The sequence below is a fragment of the Acidovorax sp. SRB_24 genome (assembly GCF_012931925.1).
The window spans coordinates 1-17,281 of the sequence record NZ_MWOM01000008.1 but is presented as its reverse complement, the minus strand read 5'-3'; the positions used below and the strand labels follow the sequence as shown (position 1 = coordinate 17,281).

18 protein-coding genes and 1 pseudogene are annotated in these 17,281 nt (G+C 65.7%); 4 read left to right on the top strand and 15 right to left on the bottom strand.

Annotated elements, in window-relative coordinates:
• The 9 genes from htpX to B2J89_RS04235 all read right to left on the bottom strand — a co-directional run.
• On the bottom strand, positions 1 to 746 hold a 746-nt coding region (gene htpX / locus B2J89_RS04275; protein WP_169168062.1), incomplete at its 3' end, for a protease HtpX.
• A gap of 122 nt (positions 747 to 868) precedes the next feature.
• Positions 869 to 1,645 carry a DUF3025 domain-containing protein gene (locus B2J89_RS04270; protein ID WP_371809030.1) on the bottom strand — a complete coding sequence of 259 codons (777 nt, stop codon included), beginning with the start codon at positions 1,643 to 1,645 and terminating at the stop codon, positions 869 to 871.
• A gap of 11 nt (positions 1,646 to 1,656) precedes the next feature.
• Positions 1,657 to 2,700 carry a dihydroorotase gene (gene pyrC, locus B2J89_RS04265; RefSeq protein ID WP_169167992.1) on the bottom strand — a complete coding sequence of 348 codons (1,044 nt, stop codon included), beginning with the start codon at positions 2,698 to 2,700 and terminating at the stop codon, positions 1,657 to 1,659.
• Positions 2,701 to 2,846: 146 nt separating this feature from the next.
• Positions 2,847 to 3,584: an amino acid ABC transporter ATP-binding protein gene (locus B2J89_RS04260; protein WP_169167991.1), complete on the bottom strand. Its 738-nt coding sequence runs from the start codon at positions 3,582 to 3,584 to the stop codon at positions 2,847 to 2,849.
• A gap of 31 nt (positions 3,585 to 3,615) precedes the next feature.
• The gene (locus B2J89_RS04255; RefSeq protein WP_169167990.1) at positions 3,616 to 4,287 is read right to left on the bottom strand and encodes an amino acid ABC transporter permease; all 672 of its coding nucleotides are present in this window, start codon (positions 4,285 to 4,287) and stop codon (positions 3,616 to 3,618) included.
• Position 4,288: 1 nt separating this feature from the next.
• Positions 4,289 to 5,044, bottom strand: coding sequence for an amino acid ABC transporter permease (locus B2J89_RS04250; protein ID WP_169167989.1), 756 nt, complete (start codon positions 5,042 to 5,044; stop codon positions 4,289 to 4,291).
• A gap of 115 nt (positions 5,045 to 5,159) precedes the next feature.
• Positions 5,160 to 6,059 (bottom strand): transporter substrate-binding domain-containing protein, encoded by a 900-nt coding sequence (locus B2J89_RS04245; protein ID WP_169167988.1) that lies wholly within the window; start codon positions 6,057 to 6,059, stop codon positions 5,160 to 5,162.
• A 113-nt stretch (positions 6,060 to 6,172) separates the two neighbouring features.
• Complete coding sequence (locus B2J89_RS04240) at positions 6,173 to 7,027, bottom strand: amino acid ABC transporter substrate-binding protein (RefSeq protein WP_240964731.1); 855 nt, start codon at positions 7,025 to 7,027, stop codon at positions 6,173 to 6,175.
• Between the two features lie 194 nt (positions 7,028 to 7,221).
• Positions 7,222 to 8,172, bottom strand: a complete 951-nt coding sequence (locus B2J89_RS04235) for a LysR substrate-binding domain-containing protein (protein ID WP_169167986.1) — start codon at positions 8,170 to 8,172, stop codon at positions 7,222 to 7,224.
• A gap of 176 nt (positions 8,173 to 8,348) precedes the next feature.
• Here B2J89_RS04235 and B2J89_RS04230 point away from each other — a divergent pair, with 176 nt between their 5' ends.
• The 3 genes from B2J89_RS04230 to B2J89_RS04220 all read left to right on the top strand — a co-directional run bounded on the left by B2J89_RS04230 (position 8,349) and on the right by B2J89_RS04220 (position 11,306).
• A complete protein-coding gene (locus B2J89_RS04230; RefSeq protein ID WP_169167985.1) occupies positions 8,349 to 8,906 on the top strand; it encodes a TRAP transporter small permease in 558 nt (185 codons plus the stop codon).
• Complete coding sequence (locus tag B2J89_RS04225) at positions 8,903 to 10,201, top strand: TRAP transporter large permease (protein ID WP_169167984.1); 1,299 nt, start codon at positions 8,903 to 8,905, stop codon at positions 10,199 to 10,201. Before B2J89_RS04230 ends, B2J89_RS04225 begins: the two co-directional genes overlap by 4 nt.
• 67 nt (positions 10,202 to 10,268) lie before the next feature.
• Positions 10,269 to 11,306, top strand: a complete 1,038-nt coding sequence (locus B2J89_RS04220; protein WP_169167983.1) for a DctP family TRAP transporter solute-binding subunit — start codon at positions 10,269 to 10,271, stop codon at positions 11,304 to 11,306.
• A gap of 31 nt (positions 11,307 to 11,337) precedes the next feature.
• On the opposite strand, the gene B2J89_RS04215 is transcribed toward B2J89_RS04220, so the two are convergent.
• From B2J89_RS04215 to B2J89_RS04205, 4 genes and pseudogenes are all read right to left on the bottom strand, one after another.
• Positions 11,338 to 12,549, bottom strand: a complete 1,212-nt coding sequence (locus B2J89_RS04215) for a PIN domain-containing protein (protein ID WP_371809031.1) — start codon at positions 12,547 to 12,549, stop codon at positions 11,338 to 11,340.
• A pseudogene (locus tag B2J89_RS22665) lies at positions 12,523 to 12,828 on the bottom strand (nucleotide pyrophosphohydrolase); the annotation flags it as partial. The gene B2J89_RS04215 and the pseudogene B2J89_RS22665, both read right to left, overlap by 27 nt.
• A 1-nt stretch (position 12,829) precedes the next feature.
• Positions 12,830 to 13,540: a DUF3334 family protein gene (locus tag B2J89_RS04210; RefSeq protein ID WP_169167981.1), complete on the bottom strand. Its 711-nt coding sequence runs from the start codon at positions 13,538 to 13,540 to the stop codon at positions 12,830 to 12,832.
• A gap of 142 nt (positions 13,541 to 13,682) precedes the next feature.
• Positions 13,683 to 15,545, bottom strand: a complete 1,863-nt coding sequence (locus B2J89_RS04205) for an ABC transporter ATP-binding protein/permease (protein WP_169168060.1) — start codon at positions 15,543 to 15,545, stop codon at positions 13,683 to 13,685.
• Between the two features lie 40 nt (positions 15,546 to 15,585).
• Here B2J89_RS04205 and B2J89_RS04200 point away from each other — a divergent pair, with 40 nt between their 5' ends.
• The gene (locus B2J89_RS04200; protein ID WP_169167980.1) at positions 15,586 to 16,008 is read left to right on the top strand and encodes an acyl-CoA thioesterase; all 423 of its coding nucleotides are present in this window, start codon (positions 15,586 to 15,588) and stop codon (positions 16,006 to 16,008) included.
• A 14-nt stretch (positions 16,009 to 16,022) separates the two neighbouring features.
• On the opposite strand, the gene B2J89_RS04195 is transcribed toward B2J89_RS04200, so the two are convergent.
• Both B2J89_RS04195 and B2J89_RS04190 read right to left on the bottom strand, forming a co-directional pair.
• Entirely contained in the window at positions 16,023 to 16,913 is an 891-nt protein-coding gene (locus tag B2J89_RS04195) for a 3-keto-5-aminohexanoate cleavage protein (RefSeq protein ID WP_169167979.1), read from the bottom strand.
• Between the two features lie 138 nt (positions 16,914 to 17,051).
• The coding region (locus B2J89_RS04190; RefSeq protein WP_305792651.1) for a biotin/lipoyl-containing protein at positions 17,052 to 17,281 on the bottom strand (230 nt) is incomplete at its 5' end.

Below are 17,281 nucleotides of genomic sequence, written 5' to 3'. Positions count from 1 at the left end.
CCCAGGCGCGCCAGCGCGTTGATCATCGGTTGGCGCCGGCCCATCAGCTGCACCGCGCCCGCGTCGGCGCGGAATTCGCGCTGGCGCGAGAACCAGGCCACGACGATGGCGGCGGCAAAGCCCAGCACGATGTCGAGCACGATGGTGCTGACGTAGTAGCCGATGCCCGGGCCGCTGCTGCGGTCGTCGCCCTTGCGCAGGAAGCTGTCCACGGCGTAGCCGATCACGCGCGAGAGGAACACCACGAAGGTGTTCATCACGCCCTGGATCAGCGTCATGGTGACCATGTCGCCGTTGGCGATGTGCGCCACCTCGTGGCCGATCACGGCCTCGATCTCCTCGTGCGTCATGCTCTGCAGCAGGCCGGTGGACACGGCCACCAGGGCGGAGTTCTTGAACGCGCCCGTGGCAAAGGCATTCGGGTCGCCTTCGAAAATACCGACCTCGGGCATGCCGATGCCGGCCTTGTCGGCCAGCTTGCGCACGGTCTCGACGATCCAGGCTTCGTCGGCATTGCGCGGCTGCTCGATGACCTGCACGCCGGCGCTCCACTTGGCCACCGGCTTGCTGATCAGCAGCGAGATGATGGCGCCACCAAAGCCCATGATGAAGGCAAAACCCAGCAGCGCCCCCAGGTTCAGGCCGTTGGCGGTCAGGAAACGGTTGACGCCCAGCAGGCTGGCGACGATGCCCAGCACCACCACGACGGCGATATTGGTCAGCAAAAACAAGGCAATTCTTTTCATGGGTTCTCCACAGGGATGGGGTCACGGCCCCTCGGGGTGGCAAATGGGGCGGCGGGGCCGGCTTTCAAGCGCAGGCTCGGGGCGAGCCCAAAACAAAAGCGGCGGCATGCCACCGATCTCCGTCACAACAAGGCACGCGGGCCGCGGAATACGAGCGGGTCATCATAAAAGCAAACGCGCTCGTTCTCGGGCCACCAGCCCGGAACGCCCAGCACCGGCAGCGGCGCAAACGGCTTGCGCGACAGATGCGCGGGCTGCAGCGCCCGGGCCAGCCAGGCATCGAGGTTTGCTTCTGATTTCATAGCTATAGGCGCACAGTAGACATGGGCTGTGACCGATTTTCGTGCAAAAACCAGTTTCTCCAGCAGGGCGTGGCCAAACAGCACCAGCCGCGCCTGCCGCCACAGCGGGCGCAGGCCGATGAACAGCCGCTGCCAGTCGCGCGCCACCAGCGCCTGCCACAGCGGCGCGGGTGCGTCCAAGAGGGCGCCGTTCTCGTCAAACAGCGTGAGCGCATCGCGCAGCGGACCGCGCACCGGCCCCACCCCGTGCGCGGCAATCGCCTGCGCCTGCAGCTGGTTGAGCCGTCGCTTGGCCTGCGGAAACTGCAGCCAGACCAGGCCGTTGAAGAAGTCGTGCAGGTTGTCGCGCGTGGGCACGGCGCCGGTGTCGAAAATGAACTGCTCGTACGCCATGCCAACGGGGAGCGCGGACTGGGGCACGAGGCGCACGGGGGCCGCAGGCGCCATCTGCAGCGCGCGGTGCACCGCCAGCCCCTCTTGCACGCGGCGTGCCGCGGCTTGCCCTGGCGTGCGCCAGGGCTCCAGCCATGGGGCACGCCAGGCGATGTCTGCGACGCCGCTGCAGGCCAGGCGGTGCGCGGTGTCCCCTGTTGCCACCGGGGTTTTGGCTACGGCTGCACCAGCCGCCACGGCAGCGCCTCGCCGGCGCGCAGGGGCTTGAGTTCGGCCTCGCCAAACGCGAAGCTGTCCGGCGGCGTCCAGCTCTCGCGGCGCAGCGTGATCGTGTCGGTGTTGCGTGGCAGACCGTAGAAATCGGGGCCGTGGAAGCTCGCGAAGCCCTCCAGCTGGTGCAGCGCCCCGGCGTTGTCAAAGGCCTCGGCGTACATCTCGATGGCGGCGTGCGCGGTGTAGCAGCCGGCGCAGCCGCTGGCGTGTTCCTTCAAGTGGGCCGGGTGCGGGGCGCTGTCGGTGCCCAGGAAGAACCTGTCGCTGCCGCTGGTCGCGGCCTCGACCAGCGCCAGGCGGTGCGTCTCGCGCTTGAGAACGGGCAGGCAGTAGTAGTGCGGGCGGATGCCGCCGGTGAAGATCGCGTTGCGGTTGTAGAGCAGGTGGTGCGCGGTGATGGTGGCGGCCGTGTAACGGTCGGCCTGGCGCACGTAGTCGGCAGCGTCCTTCGTGGTGATGTGCTCGAAGACGATCTTGAGTTCGGGGAAATCGCGGCGCAGCGGAATCAGCTGCTGCTCGATGAACACGGCCTCGCGGTCGAACAGGTCGATGTCGGGCGAGGTCACTTCGCCGTGCACCAGCAGCAGCATGCCCGCGCGCTGCAGGGCTTCGAGGGTTTGGTAGGTCTTGCGCAGGTCCGTCACGCCAGCATCGCTGTTGGTGGTCGCGCCGGCCGGGTAGAGCTTGGCGGCGACCACGCCGGCGTCGCGGGCCGCGGCGATTTCGGCGGGCGGCAGGTTGTCGGTCAGGTACAGCGTCATCAAGGGCTCGAACGCCATGCCGGCGGGCACGGCGGCCAGAATGCGCTCCTTGTACGCGAGCGCCTGCGCGGCCGTGGTCACGGGCGGGCGCAGGTTGGGCATGATGATGGCGCGGCCGAACTGGGCGGCGGTGTGCGGCACGACGGTGTGCAGGGCATCATCGTCGCGCACGTGCAGGTGCCAGTCGTCGGGTCGGGTGAGGGTCAGCGTGTCAAGGGTGCTCATGCGCGGGATTCTCGCACCATGCAGACCCGCGACCGCCGGCCCTGCCGGCGGTCCGGCGCGGCGCTTAACGCCTGGCGTGCCTGCGCGTCGGCAGCTGCAAAAAAAGGCCGCTGTCACAGCGGCCTTTGGCGTGGAGCCGGCAGGGGCTAGTGCTGCAGGATCTTGTTGAGGAAGTCCTTGGTGCGCGGCTGGCGGGCGTCGGGGTTGCCGAAGAAATCGTCGCGCGAGCAGTCTTCGAGGATCTTGCCGCCCACGTCCATGAAGATCACGCGGCTGGCCACCTTGCGGGCAAAGCCCATTTCGTGCGTCACGCACATCATGGTCATGCCTTCGTTGGCCAGGCCCACCATCACATCGAGCACCTCGCCGACCATTTCGGGGTCGAGTGCCGAGGTCGGCTCATCGAACAGCATCACGATGGGGTCCATGGACAGCGCGCGCGCAATCGCCACGCGTTGCTGCTGGCCGCCCGAGAGCTGGCCCGGAAACTTGTCCTTGTGGGCCGTCAGGCCCACGCGGTCGAGCATCTTGAGGCCGCGCTTCAGGGCGTCGTCGGCGCTGCGCCCGAGCACCTTGACCTGGGCGATGGTGAGGTTCTCGGTCACCGACAGGTGGGGAAACAGCTCGAAGTGCTGGAACACCATGCCCACGCGGCTGCGCAGCTTGGGCAGGTTGGTCTTGGGATCGTGCACGGCCACGCCGTCCACATAGATCTCGCCCTTCTGGAAGGGCTCGAGCGCATTGATGGTCTTGATCAGCGTGGACTTGCCCGAGCCCGAAGGCCCGCACACCACCACCACTTCACCCTTTTGGATATTGGTCGAGCAATCGGTCAGCACCTGAAAGCTGCCATACCACTTGGATACGTTCTTGAGTTCAATCATTGCAATTCCTCAAATCTTCGAGCGACGCGCATCAGCGGATGATGGCGATCTTCTTGTGCAGGCGCTTGACCATCCACGACAGCGAATAGCACAGCACGAAATAGGTCACGGCCGCGGCCAGATAGGCCTCGATCGGGCGGCCGAAGTTCTTGCCCGCGATCTCGAAGCCCTTGAGCATGTCGTAGGCACCGATGGCGTACACCAGCGAGGTGTCCTGGAACAGGATGATGGTCTGCGTCAGCAGCACCGGCAGCATGTTGCGAAACGCCTGCGGCAGCACCACCAGGCGCATGTTCTGGCCATAGGTCATGCCCATGGCCTGACCGGCAAACACCTGGCCGCGCGAAATGGACTGGATGCCCGCGCGCATGATTTCACTGAAGTACGCGGCCTCGAATGCCACGAAGGTGACGATGGCCGAGACCTCGGCGCCGATCGGCCGGCCAATGACCAGCGGCACCAACAGGAAGAACCACAGGATCACCATCACCAGCGGAATCGAGCGCATGCCATTGACATAGATGGCGGCTGGCACGTCCAGCCACTTCTTGCCCGACAGGCGCATCAGCGCCAGCACAGTGCCAAACAGCACGCCGCCGATGGTGGCGATCACCGTCAGCACGACGCTGAAATACAGCCCCTTGAGGACGAAATCGCTGATCAGGTTCCAGTTGTAGAAGGACCAGTCAAGGTTCAGATTCATGTCAGTGCCCCCCCGCCCCGCTGGCGACGATCATGCCGGGCACGCGCGCACGCTTTTCGATGAAGGCCATGATGCGGTTGATCGCGAACGCCGAGACCACGTACAGGCCCGTGACGGCCAGGTACACCTCGATGCCGCGCGACGTCTCTTCCTGCGCCTGCATGGCAAACATGGTCAGCTCGGCCACCGACACCGCAAAGGCCACGGACGAGTTCTTGAACATGTTCATGGTCTCGCTGGTCAGCGGCGGAAGGATGATCCGAAACGCCATGGGCAAGAGCACGTAGCGGTAGCACTGAAAGGTGGTTAAACCCACCGCCATGCCCGCATAGCGCTGCCCACGCGGCAAGGCCTGGATGCCGGCGCGCACCTGCTCGGCAATGCGCGCCGAGGTGAAAAAGCCCAGCGCCAGCACCACGAGCACAAAGCCTGGCAGCGATTTCATGGCCGGGAAGATCGAAGGCACCACGTGGTACCAGACAAAAATATGCACCAGCAGCGGAATGTTGCGAAACAGTTCCACCCAGGCGTTGCCCAGGCGCACGACCCAGGGCCGGTCCTGCAGCGTGCGCAAGGTGCCGACCAGCGTGCCCACCACCAGGGCGATCACCAGCGACAGCAGCGAAACGGACACCGTCCAGCCCCAGGCCGACAGCATCCAGTCGAGGTAGGTGATTTCGCCGTTCTTGCCGAAGCAGCTTTTCTCCACCTCTTGGGTAATGGTGTCCTGGCAGAACACCTGCCAATCCCAACTCATAGGAGCACCCCTCTATTCTTCAGTTCATAGGACAGAGCCGATATCCCACCTGCCCTGCAACAAAAAACGCCCCTTCCCACCGGCTGGCAGAAGGGGCGGCACGAAGCGCGGGGGCTTACTTGACTTCGTAGGATTCCATCGGCTTGTCGTTCGGGTGGGCCCATGCGTCCTTGGTGGCCTCGGACAGCGGCAGGCCGACCTTCACGTTGGCTGGAGGAATCGGCTGCATGAACCAGCGGTCATACAGCTTGCCCAGGCTGCCATCGGCGATCTGGCGCTTGATGGAGTCGTCCACGGCCTTCTTGAAAGCCGGGTCGTCCTTGCGGATCATGCAAGCAATAGGCTCCACCGACAACACTTCGCCGACGATCTTGTAGTCGGAAGGATTCTTGGACTTGGAGATGTTGGCGGCCAGGATCGAGCCGTCCATGATGAAGGCGTCGGCCCGGCCGGTTTCCAGCATCAGGAAGCTGTCGGCGTGGTCCTTGCCCATGACTTCCTTGAAGGTCAGGCCATCGGCGCGCTTGTTCTTGCGCAGGGTCTGCACCGAGGTCGTGCCCGTGGTCGTGACGATGGTCTTGCCGTTCAGGTCCTTGATGCCGGTGATGCCCGACTTGGCGTTCACGGCAATGCGCACCTCTTCGACGTAGGTGGTGACGGCGAAGGCCACGTCCTTCTGGCGTGCCAGGTTGTTGGTGGTGGAGCCGCACTCGATGTCCACGGTGCCGTTTTGCACCAGCGGAATGCGGTTCTGCGAGGTCACGGGCTGGTACTTGATGTCCAGCTTGGGCAGGCCCAACTGCTTCTGGATATCGGCCAGAACGCGCTCACCCATTTCGGTATGGAAGCCCACGTACTTGCCATTGCCCAATGTGTAGCCGAGACCCGAGGACTCGCGCACACCGAGCGTGACGCTGCCAGTGGACTTGATCTTGGCCAGCGTGTCGTTGGCCTGCGCAAAGGCAGTGCCTGCGCCCAGGGCTACCACGGCGAAAGCGAGCAAACTTTTCTTCATATGTATCTCCTTACTTATTAGTGAAACAAAACGAATCATTCTAGGCAGTCATCTCTGCACAGGCTGACAACCTGCCAACACTGCGCACGGCCCACACAACGCGCCCAGGCAGTTTAAAACGGCACCTGGTCGGTCGGGTATTTCCAGAAGTCCCGCAGCAGGTAGCTCACAGGTAGGTTCAGTGCGCGGTTGGCGGGAGCAAACGGTCGCGCAAACCATTTGTCATACATGGCATAGATTTCGCGGCTGTTGACCAGGCGGCGCATCTCGTCATCGACCACTTTCTTGAACGCAGGGTCGTTCTTGGGCAGCATGATGGCCAAGGGCTCGGTGGTCAGGAAGCGACCCACCACCTTGAGTGCCTGCGGGTCGGGCCGCCCCGCAGCCAGTCCGTAGAGCAGCACGTCGTCCATGACGAAGGCATCGGCCTCGCCCTTTTCCACCATCTCCACAGCGCGTGCGTGGTCGGGGGCTTCCAGAATGGTGAGCCCCATCAGGCGTTCGCGGTTGGCCTGGTCCACCGCCTTGAGCGGCGTGGTGCCCTTGGTGGACACGATCTTCTTGCCCGCGAGGTCTTCGAGGCGCGTGGCGCTGCTGGCGGCAGGCACGAGCAGGCGCGCGCCCGTGATGAAATGCGGCACCGTGAAAGCCACTTTCTGGCGGCGCTCGGCGTTGTTGGTGGTGGAGCCGCACTCCAGATCGGCCTGGCCCTGCTCCACCACGCTGACGCGGTTCGCCGGCGTGACCTGCACGAACTCGACCGCCATGTCCTTCATGCCGGTTTTCCGGCGCACCGTCTCGGCCAGGTGCAGGCACAGATCCACGGCATAGCCGATGGGTTTGGCGCTTTTCGGATCGAGGTAGGAAAATGGCACCGACGACTCGCGGTGCGCGATCACCATCTTGCCGCCGCCCTGCACGCGCTCGAGCACCCCTTGCGCGCACGCCATGGCAGCACCTGAGCCCATCGCTAGAGCCAGCAGAAGTCTCCAATACAGTGTGTTCATGGTGTGGTGCGGTGGCGGTGGTCGGGCAATCGACACTCTTTATACCAGCGGCCCCGCCAGAAAAGGCCCGGGTCACACCCCTAGCTGCGGGCAGCCTGCAGGGGCCGGCGCCTGCCAGCTCCCATGCGCATGGCGCGCGCTGGCACGCACATTTTTCATGGGTGCAGCAGGTTCTGCGCCGGCGCATTGCGCTGCTGCAAGAACGCCCACAGCGCCTGGGCTGCGCTCTTGGCGCTCTCCTTACCGCTGGGTTTTTCGCGGCAGGCACGGATGTCCATGGTCATCTCCAGCCCTTGCAACCCGGGGGGCGCGGCGCGCACCAGCTTGCGCGCACGCAGCTCCTTCTTGACCGCGCTGTGCGGCAGGAAGGCGATGCCGTGGCCTTCGAGTGCCATGGCCTTGAGGCCCTCGGCCATGTCGGTCTCGTAGACGCGGTCGAGGTGGATGGGCGTGCTCGACTCCTTGAGGATCAGGTCCGTGACGCGGCCCAGGTAGGCGCCGGGTGCATAGCCCAGGTAGGGCAGCGGCTGGCCGGGGCGGCCGGGCAGCGTGTAGAGCGGCTGGCCCTGCGCGTCGGCCTTGACGTACGGCGCCAGCACCTCCTGCCCCAGGCTGACCATTTCATAGCGGTTGGCGTCGAGCTGGAACGGCTGCGAGGCATGGTGGTAGGTGATCAGCAGGTCGCAGCTGCCCTCGACCAGGCGCATCACGGCGTCGTGCACATTGAGCGCGATCAGCCGGCTCTTGAACGGGCCGAACTGCTCGCGCAGGCTCGACACCCATGCAGGAAAGAAAGTGAACGCCAGCGTGTGCGGCACGGCGAACTCGATCATGTCCTGGCTGGACGTGCTGTGGGCACGCAGCGTGGCGCGCGTGTTCTGCAGCGCCTGCAGCATCTCCAGCGACTGGTCGTAAAGCGTCTTCCCGGCGGGCGTCAGGCGCGTGGGGTACGAGCTGCGGTCCACCAAGTCGGTGCCGGCCCAGGCTTCGAGCGCCTGAATGCGGCGCGAGAACGCCGGCTGCGTCACATGCCGCAGCTGCGCCGATCGGCTAAAGCTGCGCGTTTCCGCCAAACTCACAAAGTCTTCAAGCCACTTGGTTTCCATGGCCGCATTATCGGGGTTCGACCTGCCGCCCGGCGGCGCACGCATCCGCCGTACCTCTGGATACACACCGCATAATGGGCGCCGCGCCACAAGCTCGACCGTCCGGCCCCCGGTGCACAACACCCACGGGCAACGCGACCCACCCGCCGTGTTTGACTCCCTGGATTCCTGTCCCCATGCCCTCTCCTGCAGACCCCGGGCCCGAGGCTGAGCGCCCCGGCCCCGCCGCGCCGTCCGGCGACGAACCGCGCTCGCTGCGCATCGAAGACTGGCTCACCGTGCTCGTCATGGCGGCCCTGGCCCTCATCACGTTCGCCAATGTGCTGGTGCGCTACTTCACCGACACCTCGTTCGCCTGGACCGAAGAAATCTCGGTCTTCCTGATGATTGCCCTGGCCCTGGTCGCCGGCTCCGCCGCCGTGGCCCGCGACCAGCACATCCGCATCGAGTACTTCGCCGAAGGCGGCTCGGCCGCGCGCCGCAAACTGCTGGCGCGCTTCGGTGCCCTCACGGTGGCCCTGCTGTTCGGCGTGATCGCCGTGCTGAGCGTGCGCGTGGTCTGGGACGACTACCGCTTTGGCGAGACCTCGCCCGGCATCGGCGTGCCGCAGTGGTGGTATTCGGTGTGGCTGCCGGTCCTCTCGGCGCTCATCACCTGGCGCGCCATCGGCCTGTTCATCCGCCGTGGCCGCAGCGCCCCGCCCGCCGAGCACCACGAAAGCATCTCCCTATGATCGCCACCCTGCTGTTCGTGGCCTTCCTGGCCATGATGTTCGTCGGTGTGCCGATTGGCGCCGCGCTCGGCCTGGCCGGCGCCGCCGCGATCGCGCTGGCCAATGCCGACAGCCAGTGGTTCGGCCTGCTGGCCGTGCCGCAGAACTTCTATGCGGGCCTGGGCAAATACCCGCTGCTGGCGATTCCGATGTTCGTGCTGGTCGGCTCGATCTTCGACCGCTCGGGCGTGGCGCTGCGCCTGGTGAACTTCGCGGTCGCCATCGTCGGGCGCGGTCCCGGCATGCTGCCGCTGGTGGCGATTGCCGTGGCCATGTTCCTCGGCGGCATCTCGGGTTCGGGCCCGGCGAACGCGGCCGCCGTGGGCGGCGTGATGATCGCCGCCATGTCGCGCGCCGGCTACCCGCCCTCGTTCTCGGCCAGCGTGGTGGGGGCCGCCGCGGCCACCGACATCCTGATCCCGCCGTCGGTCGCCTTCATCATCTACTCGGTGCTGGTGCCGGGCGCTTCGGTGCCCGCGCTGTTTGCCGCCGGCATGATTCCGGGCATCCTGGCCGGCATTGCGCTGATCGTTCCCGCCGTCTGGATGTCGCGCAAGCACAAGATGGGCGCGCTCGAATCGAGCATGCCCCGCCCCCCGTTCTGGAAAAGCCTGCGCGAAGCCCTCTGGGGCCTGGCCGCGCCGGTGCTGATCCTGGGCGGCATGCGCGCGGGCTGGTTCACGCCGACCGAGGCCGCCGTGGTCGCGGTGTTCTATGGCCTGTTCGTCGGCATGGTGGTCCACCGCACCATCGCCGTGCGCGACCTGTTCCCCATCCTGCGCGAATCGGGCGAGCTCTCGGCCGTGATCCTGATCGTGGTGTCGCTGGCCGGCATCTTTGCCTATTCCCTGTCCACGCTCGGCGTGATCGACCCGGTGGCCAACGCCATCGTGAACTCGGGCCTGGGCGAATACGGCGTGCTCGCGCTGCTGATCCTGCTGCTGGTCACGGTGGGCATGTTCCTCGACGGCATCTCGATCTTCCTGATCTTCGTGCCGCTCCTGCTGCCGATCATGAACCACTACCACTGGGACCCGGTGTGGTTCGGCGTGATCCTGACGCTCAAGGTGGCCCTGGGCCAGTTCACGCCGCCGCTGGCCGTGAACCTGATGGTGTCGTGCCGCATCGCCGGCGTGCGCATGGAGTCCACCGTGCGCTGGGTCGGCTGGATGCTGGTCGCCATGTTCCTCGTCATGGTGCTGGTGATTGCCTTCCCGCCGCTGGCCCTGTGGCTGCCCGCCCGACTCGGTTATTGATAAAAACTGGCCGCAGAGCCCGTCAGATAAGCGCCATAAGCTACTTTTTTCATAGCAAGGAGAACCCATGAAACTGCGCACCTTCCTCACCACCGCCGTGGCCGCTGCGGCCGCACTGGCCTTGACCGCGCCTGCCGCCCTGGCACAAACCGCCTACAAGAGCGAATACCGCATGTCGCTGGTGCTGGGCACCGCCTTCCCCTGGGGCAAGGGCGGTGAACTCTGGGCCAACAAGGTGCGCGAGCGCACCAATGGCCGCATCAACATCAAGCTCTACCCCGGCGTCTCGCTGATCCAGGGCGACCAGACGCGCGAATTCTCGGCGCTGCGCCAGGGCGTGATCGACATGGCGATCGGCTCGACCATCAACTGGTCGCCCCAGGTCAAGCAGCTCAACCTGTTCTCGCTGCCCTTCCTGATGCCCGACTACGCCGCCGCCGATGCGCTCACGCAGGGCCCGGTCGGCAAGAGCCTGTTCCAGACGCTGGACAAGGCCGGCGTGGTGCCGCTCGCCTGGGGCGAGAACGGCTACCGCGAGATCTCCAACTCCAAGCACGCCATCAAGACGCCGGCCGACCTCAAGGGCCTGAAAATCCGCGTCGTCGGCTCGCCGCTGTTCCTTGACACCTTCACCGCGCTGGGCGCCAACCCCACGCAGATGAGCTGGGCCGACGCGCAGCCCGCGATGGCCAGCAGCGCCGTCGACGGGCAGGAGAACCCGATGTCGGTCTACATGGCCGCCAAGCTCTACACCGTGGCGCAAAAGCACGTGACGATGTGGGGCTACATCAACGACCCGCTGGTCTTCGTCGTCAACAAGGACATCTGGAACAGCTGGACCCCGGCCGACCGCGAGATCGTCAAACAGGCCGCCATCGACGCCGGCAAGGAGCAGGTGGCGATTGCCCGCAAGGGCATGGTCGAGGCCGACAAGCCGCTGCTCAAGGAAGTGGCCAGCCACGGCGTGACCGTGACCCAGCTCAGCGCGGCCGAGCGCGAAGCCTTCGTCAAGGCCACGCGCCCCGTGGTCGAGAAGTGGAAGGGCCAGATCGGCGCCGACCTGGTGAACCTCGCAGAAAAGTCGATCGCCGAGCGCAAGCGCTGAGCCGAGCAAGCGGGCAGTGCTTCCAGTGGCTTTAGGTCAAGCCCCTGGAAGCCTCTTGATGGCTTGAAGGCTGGAGTTTCGGATACGTCACTCCCAGGCCATCCTTCCATACAGTCACGTGCTTTTGCTGCTGGAGTAAGGCGCAGACTTGATCGGCTGTCACCGTATGGCTTGCGGCAGCGCTGATGTGGGTTGCAATCAATTTCAGCAGCCCCGCGTGGCGCCTGGGCTTGTTGCTGGGCATTTTTTTGAGGCTGCTCAGCACGCGCTGTGCAATCTGTAACGCCGTGGATGTAGCGGCGACCTTTTCGGGCACCGGCACCACGGGCTTGCCTGGTGTTGGCGCCTTCTTTGTTGCTGGCTTGGCCTGTGCAGTCTTTGGCACGGCCACTGGCTTGTTGTCAGCGACCGGACGCTGCACAGGGATGGAACATACAGTCGCTGTCGCTATTGGAGGAGCCCACATTGCAGCGGGCGCAGGTGACGGTTTACGCTCTTTAGTTTCGTTCGCAGGCGCGCGCGCAATGCCCAGGCTGCGCCCCTGTACCAGTTGACAGGCCCGCAAGGCGAGCGCGGCCTTGTCAGACACCGGCTCATGGATCAGTGACTCTATGAGCACTTGCCAGCTGGCTTGCTCCACCGGCCGATGTTGCGGCGCAAGCTGGCGCAGATGCACGATGCTTCGCCAGGCAATCTGAGCGGCAGATGGATCGAGGGCAGGCATCGGCGCCACTGTGACAACACAGAGCGGCGCAGACATTGATGCCAACTTGCGCCGGTGCCCAGGCGCCGGGGTGGCTTGGGGTTTCGCGGGCAGCGCAACCGGCGCTTGGGGTGGCCTGACAAACTCGCGCCGCTGCGCATCAAAGCCCAACTCACGCGCATGCGCCAGCATGGCGTCATATCCTTTGTCATTCGACACCACGACAAACTGCTCTTGCGGCTGGCGTGCCGAGATGTAGCCCATGTAGTAACTAAGATGAAAATCCAGAGCATTCTTGCCACCCCCCGACCGGGGCACCAAAGTGACTTTGCTGGCGCCATAGGCTAGTTGATGGCTGGAGGCATCCACCTTTTGTGCTGGGCCGTGGAACAGCCACACATCGGAGCTCTCGGGCACCAATGCACGCAACTCTGGCCCCCTGGGCTGCACATTTTCCCAATCGACCAGCAAATGCGCTTTAGGGCCTTGCACTGGTTTCTCGGGGTGCTTGGCCGGATACTTTTGCGCGTTCTTGAGCAGCTTGTGCTCCACGGCTTGCTCCACATCCACACCCGTGCGGTCTGCCAGTTGCAGCAAGTACAGCAGTACGTCGGCTATCTCATCGCCGACACGCTCCTTGTCGGCAGCCTCCCGCGTGAGCGTGTGGGACTGCTCCGTGGTCAGCCACTGGAACAGCTCCAGCAGCTCTGCCGCTTCCACCATCAGCGCCATCGCCAGATTTTTGGGGGAATGGAAAGGTTGCCAGTCTCGCGCGGCAGCAAAGTCGCGCAACCGAGATTGCAGGACTTTCAAATCCATGTCACATGCCCAGGGACTTGAGCAGCTCGTCGGTCTCGCTCAGGGGCCGCGCGGGCGCTGGTGTGGGTTCAGGCGCGGGCGCAGGGGCTGCGTTCGCGTCGTGGTGCGCCTGGGCCATGAGCGCATCGGGGTCGGGCACTTCCTGTGGCTCGAAGTCGTAGAGCTTGATGAACTCGGTGCGGTCGATCGCGAGCTCCAGGTAGAAGATGTGGTTGGCGCCGGTGTAGAAGGTCACGCGGCGTGCCTCGGGCTGGTCGAGGTTGGCGTCCACGCTCAGCTGCACCTGTTTGCCCAGCGCCAGCATCTTGGGCTGGTTCTGCGTGATGTGCGTCTGCAGCTCACGCCGCACCTTGCCGGTGAAGTCGCCGACCACCTGGTTCATCAGCTCGCCCATCACGTTGCTGACCTCGTCGGAGGTGAATGAGCTGGCCAGGTCGCTCTTGGACATGCCCATGCTGAGCATGTAGCGCTCGTACAGCTCCATGGCCGCGGCGGCCGAGAAGTTGATGATGACCAGCCCCGAAAAGCCGCCATCGAACAGCACGAAACAGCCGATGTCGGGCTTCAGGCAGGTCTTGGTGATGCGCTGCACCATGGCCGAATAGTGGATCTGGCTCTCGGTGGCCACCGTGAGCACGCGCGTGACCGAATTGCACAGGCTGATCAACAGGTCTTCGGTGCCGTAGACGACGGGGGGTTTCTGCGTGCTCATAAAGGGGGTTGTGCGCGGTGCGTTGGATGAAGGAAAAGGGGATTTTTGTACCACAGCGGCCGCCTGGCGCTCTTTTTTGTATAGCTGCATGCGCTGGCTCTGACAGCATTTCAGGCACATTCAAGGCTGAAACCGTTGCACATCAAGCGTCTGAAGCTATCAATGGCATAGCGCCCGCTGCGCTGCCGCCGTCGGCCTCGCCGCTTTGCTGCAGCGCCCACATGCTGGCATAGCGCCCGTTGCGCGCCAGCAGCTGGGCATGCGTGCCGCGCTCGGCGATCTGGCCCGCGTCCATCACCAGAATCTCGTGCGCGTCGACCACGGTGGACAGGCGGTGCGCGATCAGCAGCGTGGTCTTGTTGTGCGCGGCGCTCTGCAGCTCGGCCTGGATGGCGCGCTCGTTGGCGCTGTCCAGCGCCGACGTGGCCTCGTCGAAGATCAGGATCGGCGGGTTCTTCAGCAGCGTGCGCGCGATCGCCACGCGCTGCTTCTCGCCGCCCGAGAGCTTGAGCCCGCGCTCGCCGACCTGGGTCGCGTAGCCCAGCGGCGTGGCGGCAATGAAGCCGTGGATGCGCGCCGCGCGCGCGGCCGCCTCGACCTCGGCCTGGCTTGCGCCCGGGCGGCCGTAGGCGATGTTGTAGGCCACGGTGTCGTTGAACAGCACCGTGTCCTGCGGCACGATGCCAATCGCCTGGCGCACGCTGGCCTGCGTCACGCTGCGGATCTCCTGCCCGGCGATGGTGATGCGGCCCTGCTGGATGTCGTAGAAACGGAACAGCAGCCGCGCCAGCGTCGATTTGCCCGAGCCCGACGGCCCGACCACGGCCACGGTCTTGCCGGCCGGAATCTCGAAGCTGATGCCGCGCAGGATGGGGCGCGCGGGGTCGTAGGCGAAGTGCACGTCCTCAAAGCGCACCGTGGGCTGCGCAAGCCCCGTGAGCGCCTGCGCGCCGAGCGCGTCGGCCACCTCGCGCTCGCGGTCCATGAGCGTGAACATCTTGTCGAGGTCGGTCAGGCTCTGCTTGATCTCGCGGTAGATCACGCCGAGGAAATTGAGCGGAATGTAGAGCTGGATCATGAAGGCGTTGACCATGACCAGATCGCCGAGCGTCATGCGCCCGTCGACGACGCCCTGCGTGGCGCGCCAGAGCATGGCGACCAGGCCGATGCCGATGATCAGCTGCTGGCCGGTGTTGAGCGCCGACAGCGAGGTCTGCGCCTTCAGCCGCGCGGTGCGCAGCCGCTGCAGGCTCTCGTCGTAGCGGCGGGCCTCGAACGCTTCGTTGTTGAAGTACTTGACGGTCTCGTAGTTGAGCAGCGAATCGACCGCCTTGCTGTGCGCGGCCGAGTCGAACTCGTTGGCCTGGCGGCGGAACTGCGTGCGCCACTCGGTCAGCACCACGGTGAAGGTGATGTAGCAGGCCAGCGCCGCCAGCGTGATCCAGGCGAACCAGGCGTCAAAGCGCACCGCCAGGATGGTCAGCACCATGAACACCTCGATCAGCGTGGCGCCGATGTTGAACAGCGTGAACGAGATCAGCGACTCGATGCCGCGCACGCCGCGCTCGATGTCGCGCGTCATGCCGCCGGTCTGGCGCTCGAGGTGAAAGCGCAGCGAGAGCGCATGCAGGTGCTCGAAGGTCTGCAGCGCGATCGAGCGCGCCGCGCCATGCGTGGCCTTGGAAAACACCAGCTCGCGCAGCTCGGTGAACAGCGAGGTCGACAGCCGCAGCAGCCCATAGGCCAGCAGCAGGCCCACCGGCACCACCAGCACGGTGGCCGGGTCGCCGGGCTTGAGCGCCATCGCATCGACCAGGTTCTTGAGCAGCACCGGCACGCCCACGTTGGCCAGCTTGGCGCCGACCATGAAGACGATGGCGATGACCACGCGCCACTTGTACTGCCACAGGTAGGGCAGCAGGCGCGACAGCGTCGCCCAGTCGGAGCGTTTGGACGCGGAATTTTCGGGGGAAGGGGGCGCAGACAGCTCGCCGTGGTGGCGCATAAGGGACAATTCCGAGGTTGCTTTGACCCCGATTGTGCCCATGCCCGATTTCCTGACCCTTCCCGCGCCCGCCTTGCCCAGCCACCACGAGTTGGTACTCAAGGTGATTCCGATGCCCGCCGACAGCAACGCCAATGGCGACATTTTTGGCGGCTGGGTGATGGCCCAGGTCGATCTGGCCGGCTCGGTGCTGCCGGCGCGCTACATCCAGGGCCGCATGGCGACGGTGGCGGTGAACGAATTCATCTTCAAGCAGCCGGTGCGCGTGGGCGACCTGCTGTCGTTCTTTTCGCATGTGACCCGTGTCGGGCGCACCTCCATCACGGTGGAAGTCGAGGTCTACGCCGAGCGCCGCTTTGCCGCGCTCGGCGAGTACGTCAAGGTCACCGAGGCGCGCCTGACCTATGTGGCGATCGACGCCGAAGGCCGGCCACGGCCGCTGCCCCAGCGCCTGCAGGCCTGAGGCGCCGGCACGGCTCAGGCGCCTGCCTGGCCCGTGTGCTGGGGCGCCAGGCCCAGCATCTGCCGCGCCTCCTGCGGCGTGGCGACCGCGCGCCCGGCCTCGCGCGCGCACCGGGCGAGCTGCGCGATCAGCGGCGCGTTGGACTGCACCTGGGTTCCGTCGGGCAGGTAGAACGTGTCTTCGAGGCCGCTGCGCAGGTGGCCGCCGAGCTCGGCCACCCGGCGGTGCACGGGCCAGATTTCAGCCCGACCGATCACGGTGGCCTGCCACGGCGCGTCCTGGATCTTGAGCTTGAGCAGGATCGGCAGCAGGTCCGGGTCGGCGGGCATGCCCGACGCGACGCCCATGACGAAGTTGTAGGCGGGCAGGCCCCGGTACATGCCGGTCTGCACGTACATCTCGACGCAGCGCACGATGCCGACGTCGAAGCACTCGAATTCGGGCAAGGTGCCGGTCTCGGCCATCGCGTCCAGAAAGTCCTGGACCTTGGCCGGCGGGTTGTCGAACAGCATCGGCGGCCAGGCCCAAGCGCCGTTGCTGCGCACCTTCAGGTAGTTGAGCGAGCCGGCGTTGCAGGCCGCCATCTCGGGGCGCGTGGCGCGCAGGCAGTCGATCGGCCCCTGGGTGTGCGGCCCGACCACGCCGGTGCTCTGGTTGACGATGAGGCCGGGGCAGGCCTCGCGCATGGCCTGCGTGCAGTCCAACGCTAGCTGCGGGTCCCAGCTCGGCAGGTGGCCCCGGCCGGCGGATTGCTGGCGGAAGTGCACATGCACCACCGCAGCGCCCGCGTCCACAGCGCGGCGCGCCTCGTGCGCGAGCTGTTCGGGCGTGACCGGCACGTGGTGCTGCGCCGGGTCGGTCAGCACGCCGGTGATGGCGCAGGTGAGGATGGCTTTGTCGGACACGTGAATGCTCCTTTTTATATAGCTATCTGCGCTGACTCCATCAGCGCCAGAGACACTTTTTGTTCATATTCCCCATCCGCGCGCCGCGCGCGGATGGCCGGCGCTGCCGTGCCGCTTCCACCGCGGGCGGGTGCGGCGTCATGCGGGGGCCTGCGCCGTCAGGGCTACCGCAAAGCGCACCAGCAGCTGGCCGGGCGCGACCTGCTGGCCGGCGCGGACCAGCACCTCGGCCACCGTCGCGGCCGCCGTGCCCGCCAGGCGGTGCTCGAGCTTCATCGACTCGAGCACCACGGCCGCCTCGCCCGCCGCGAGCGCCTGGCCGGCCACGGCCGCCACCTGCACCACGCGGCCATTGAACGGCGCGCGCA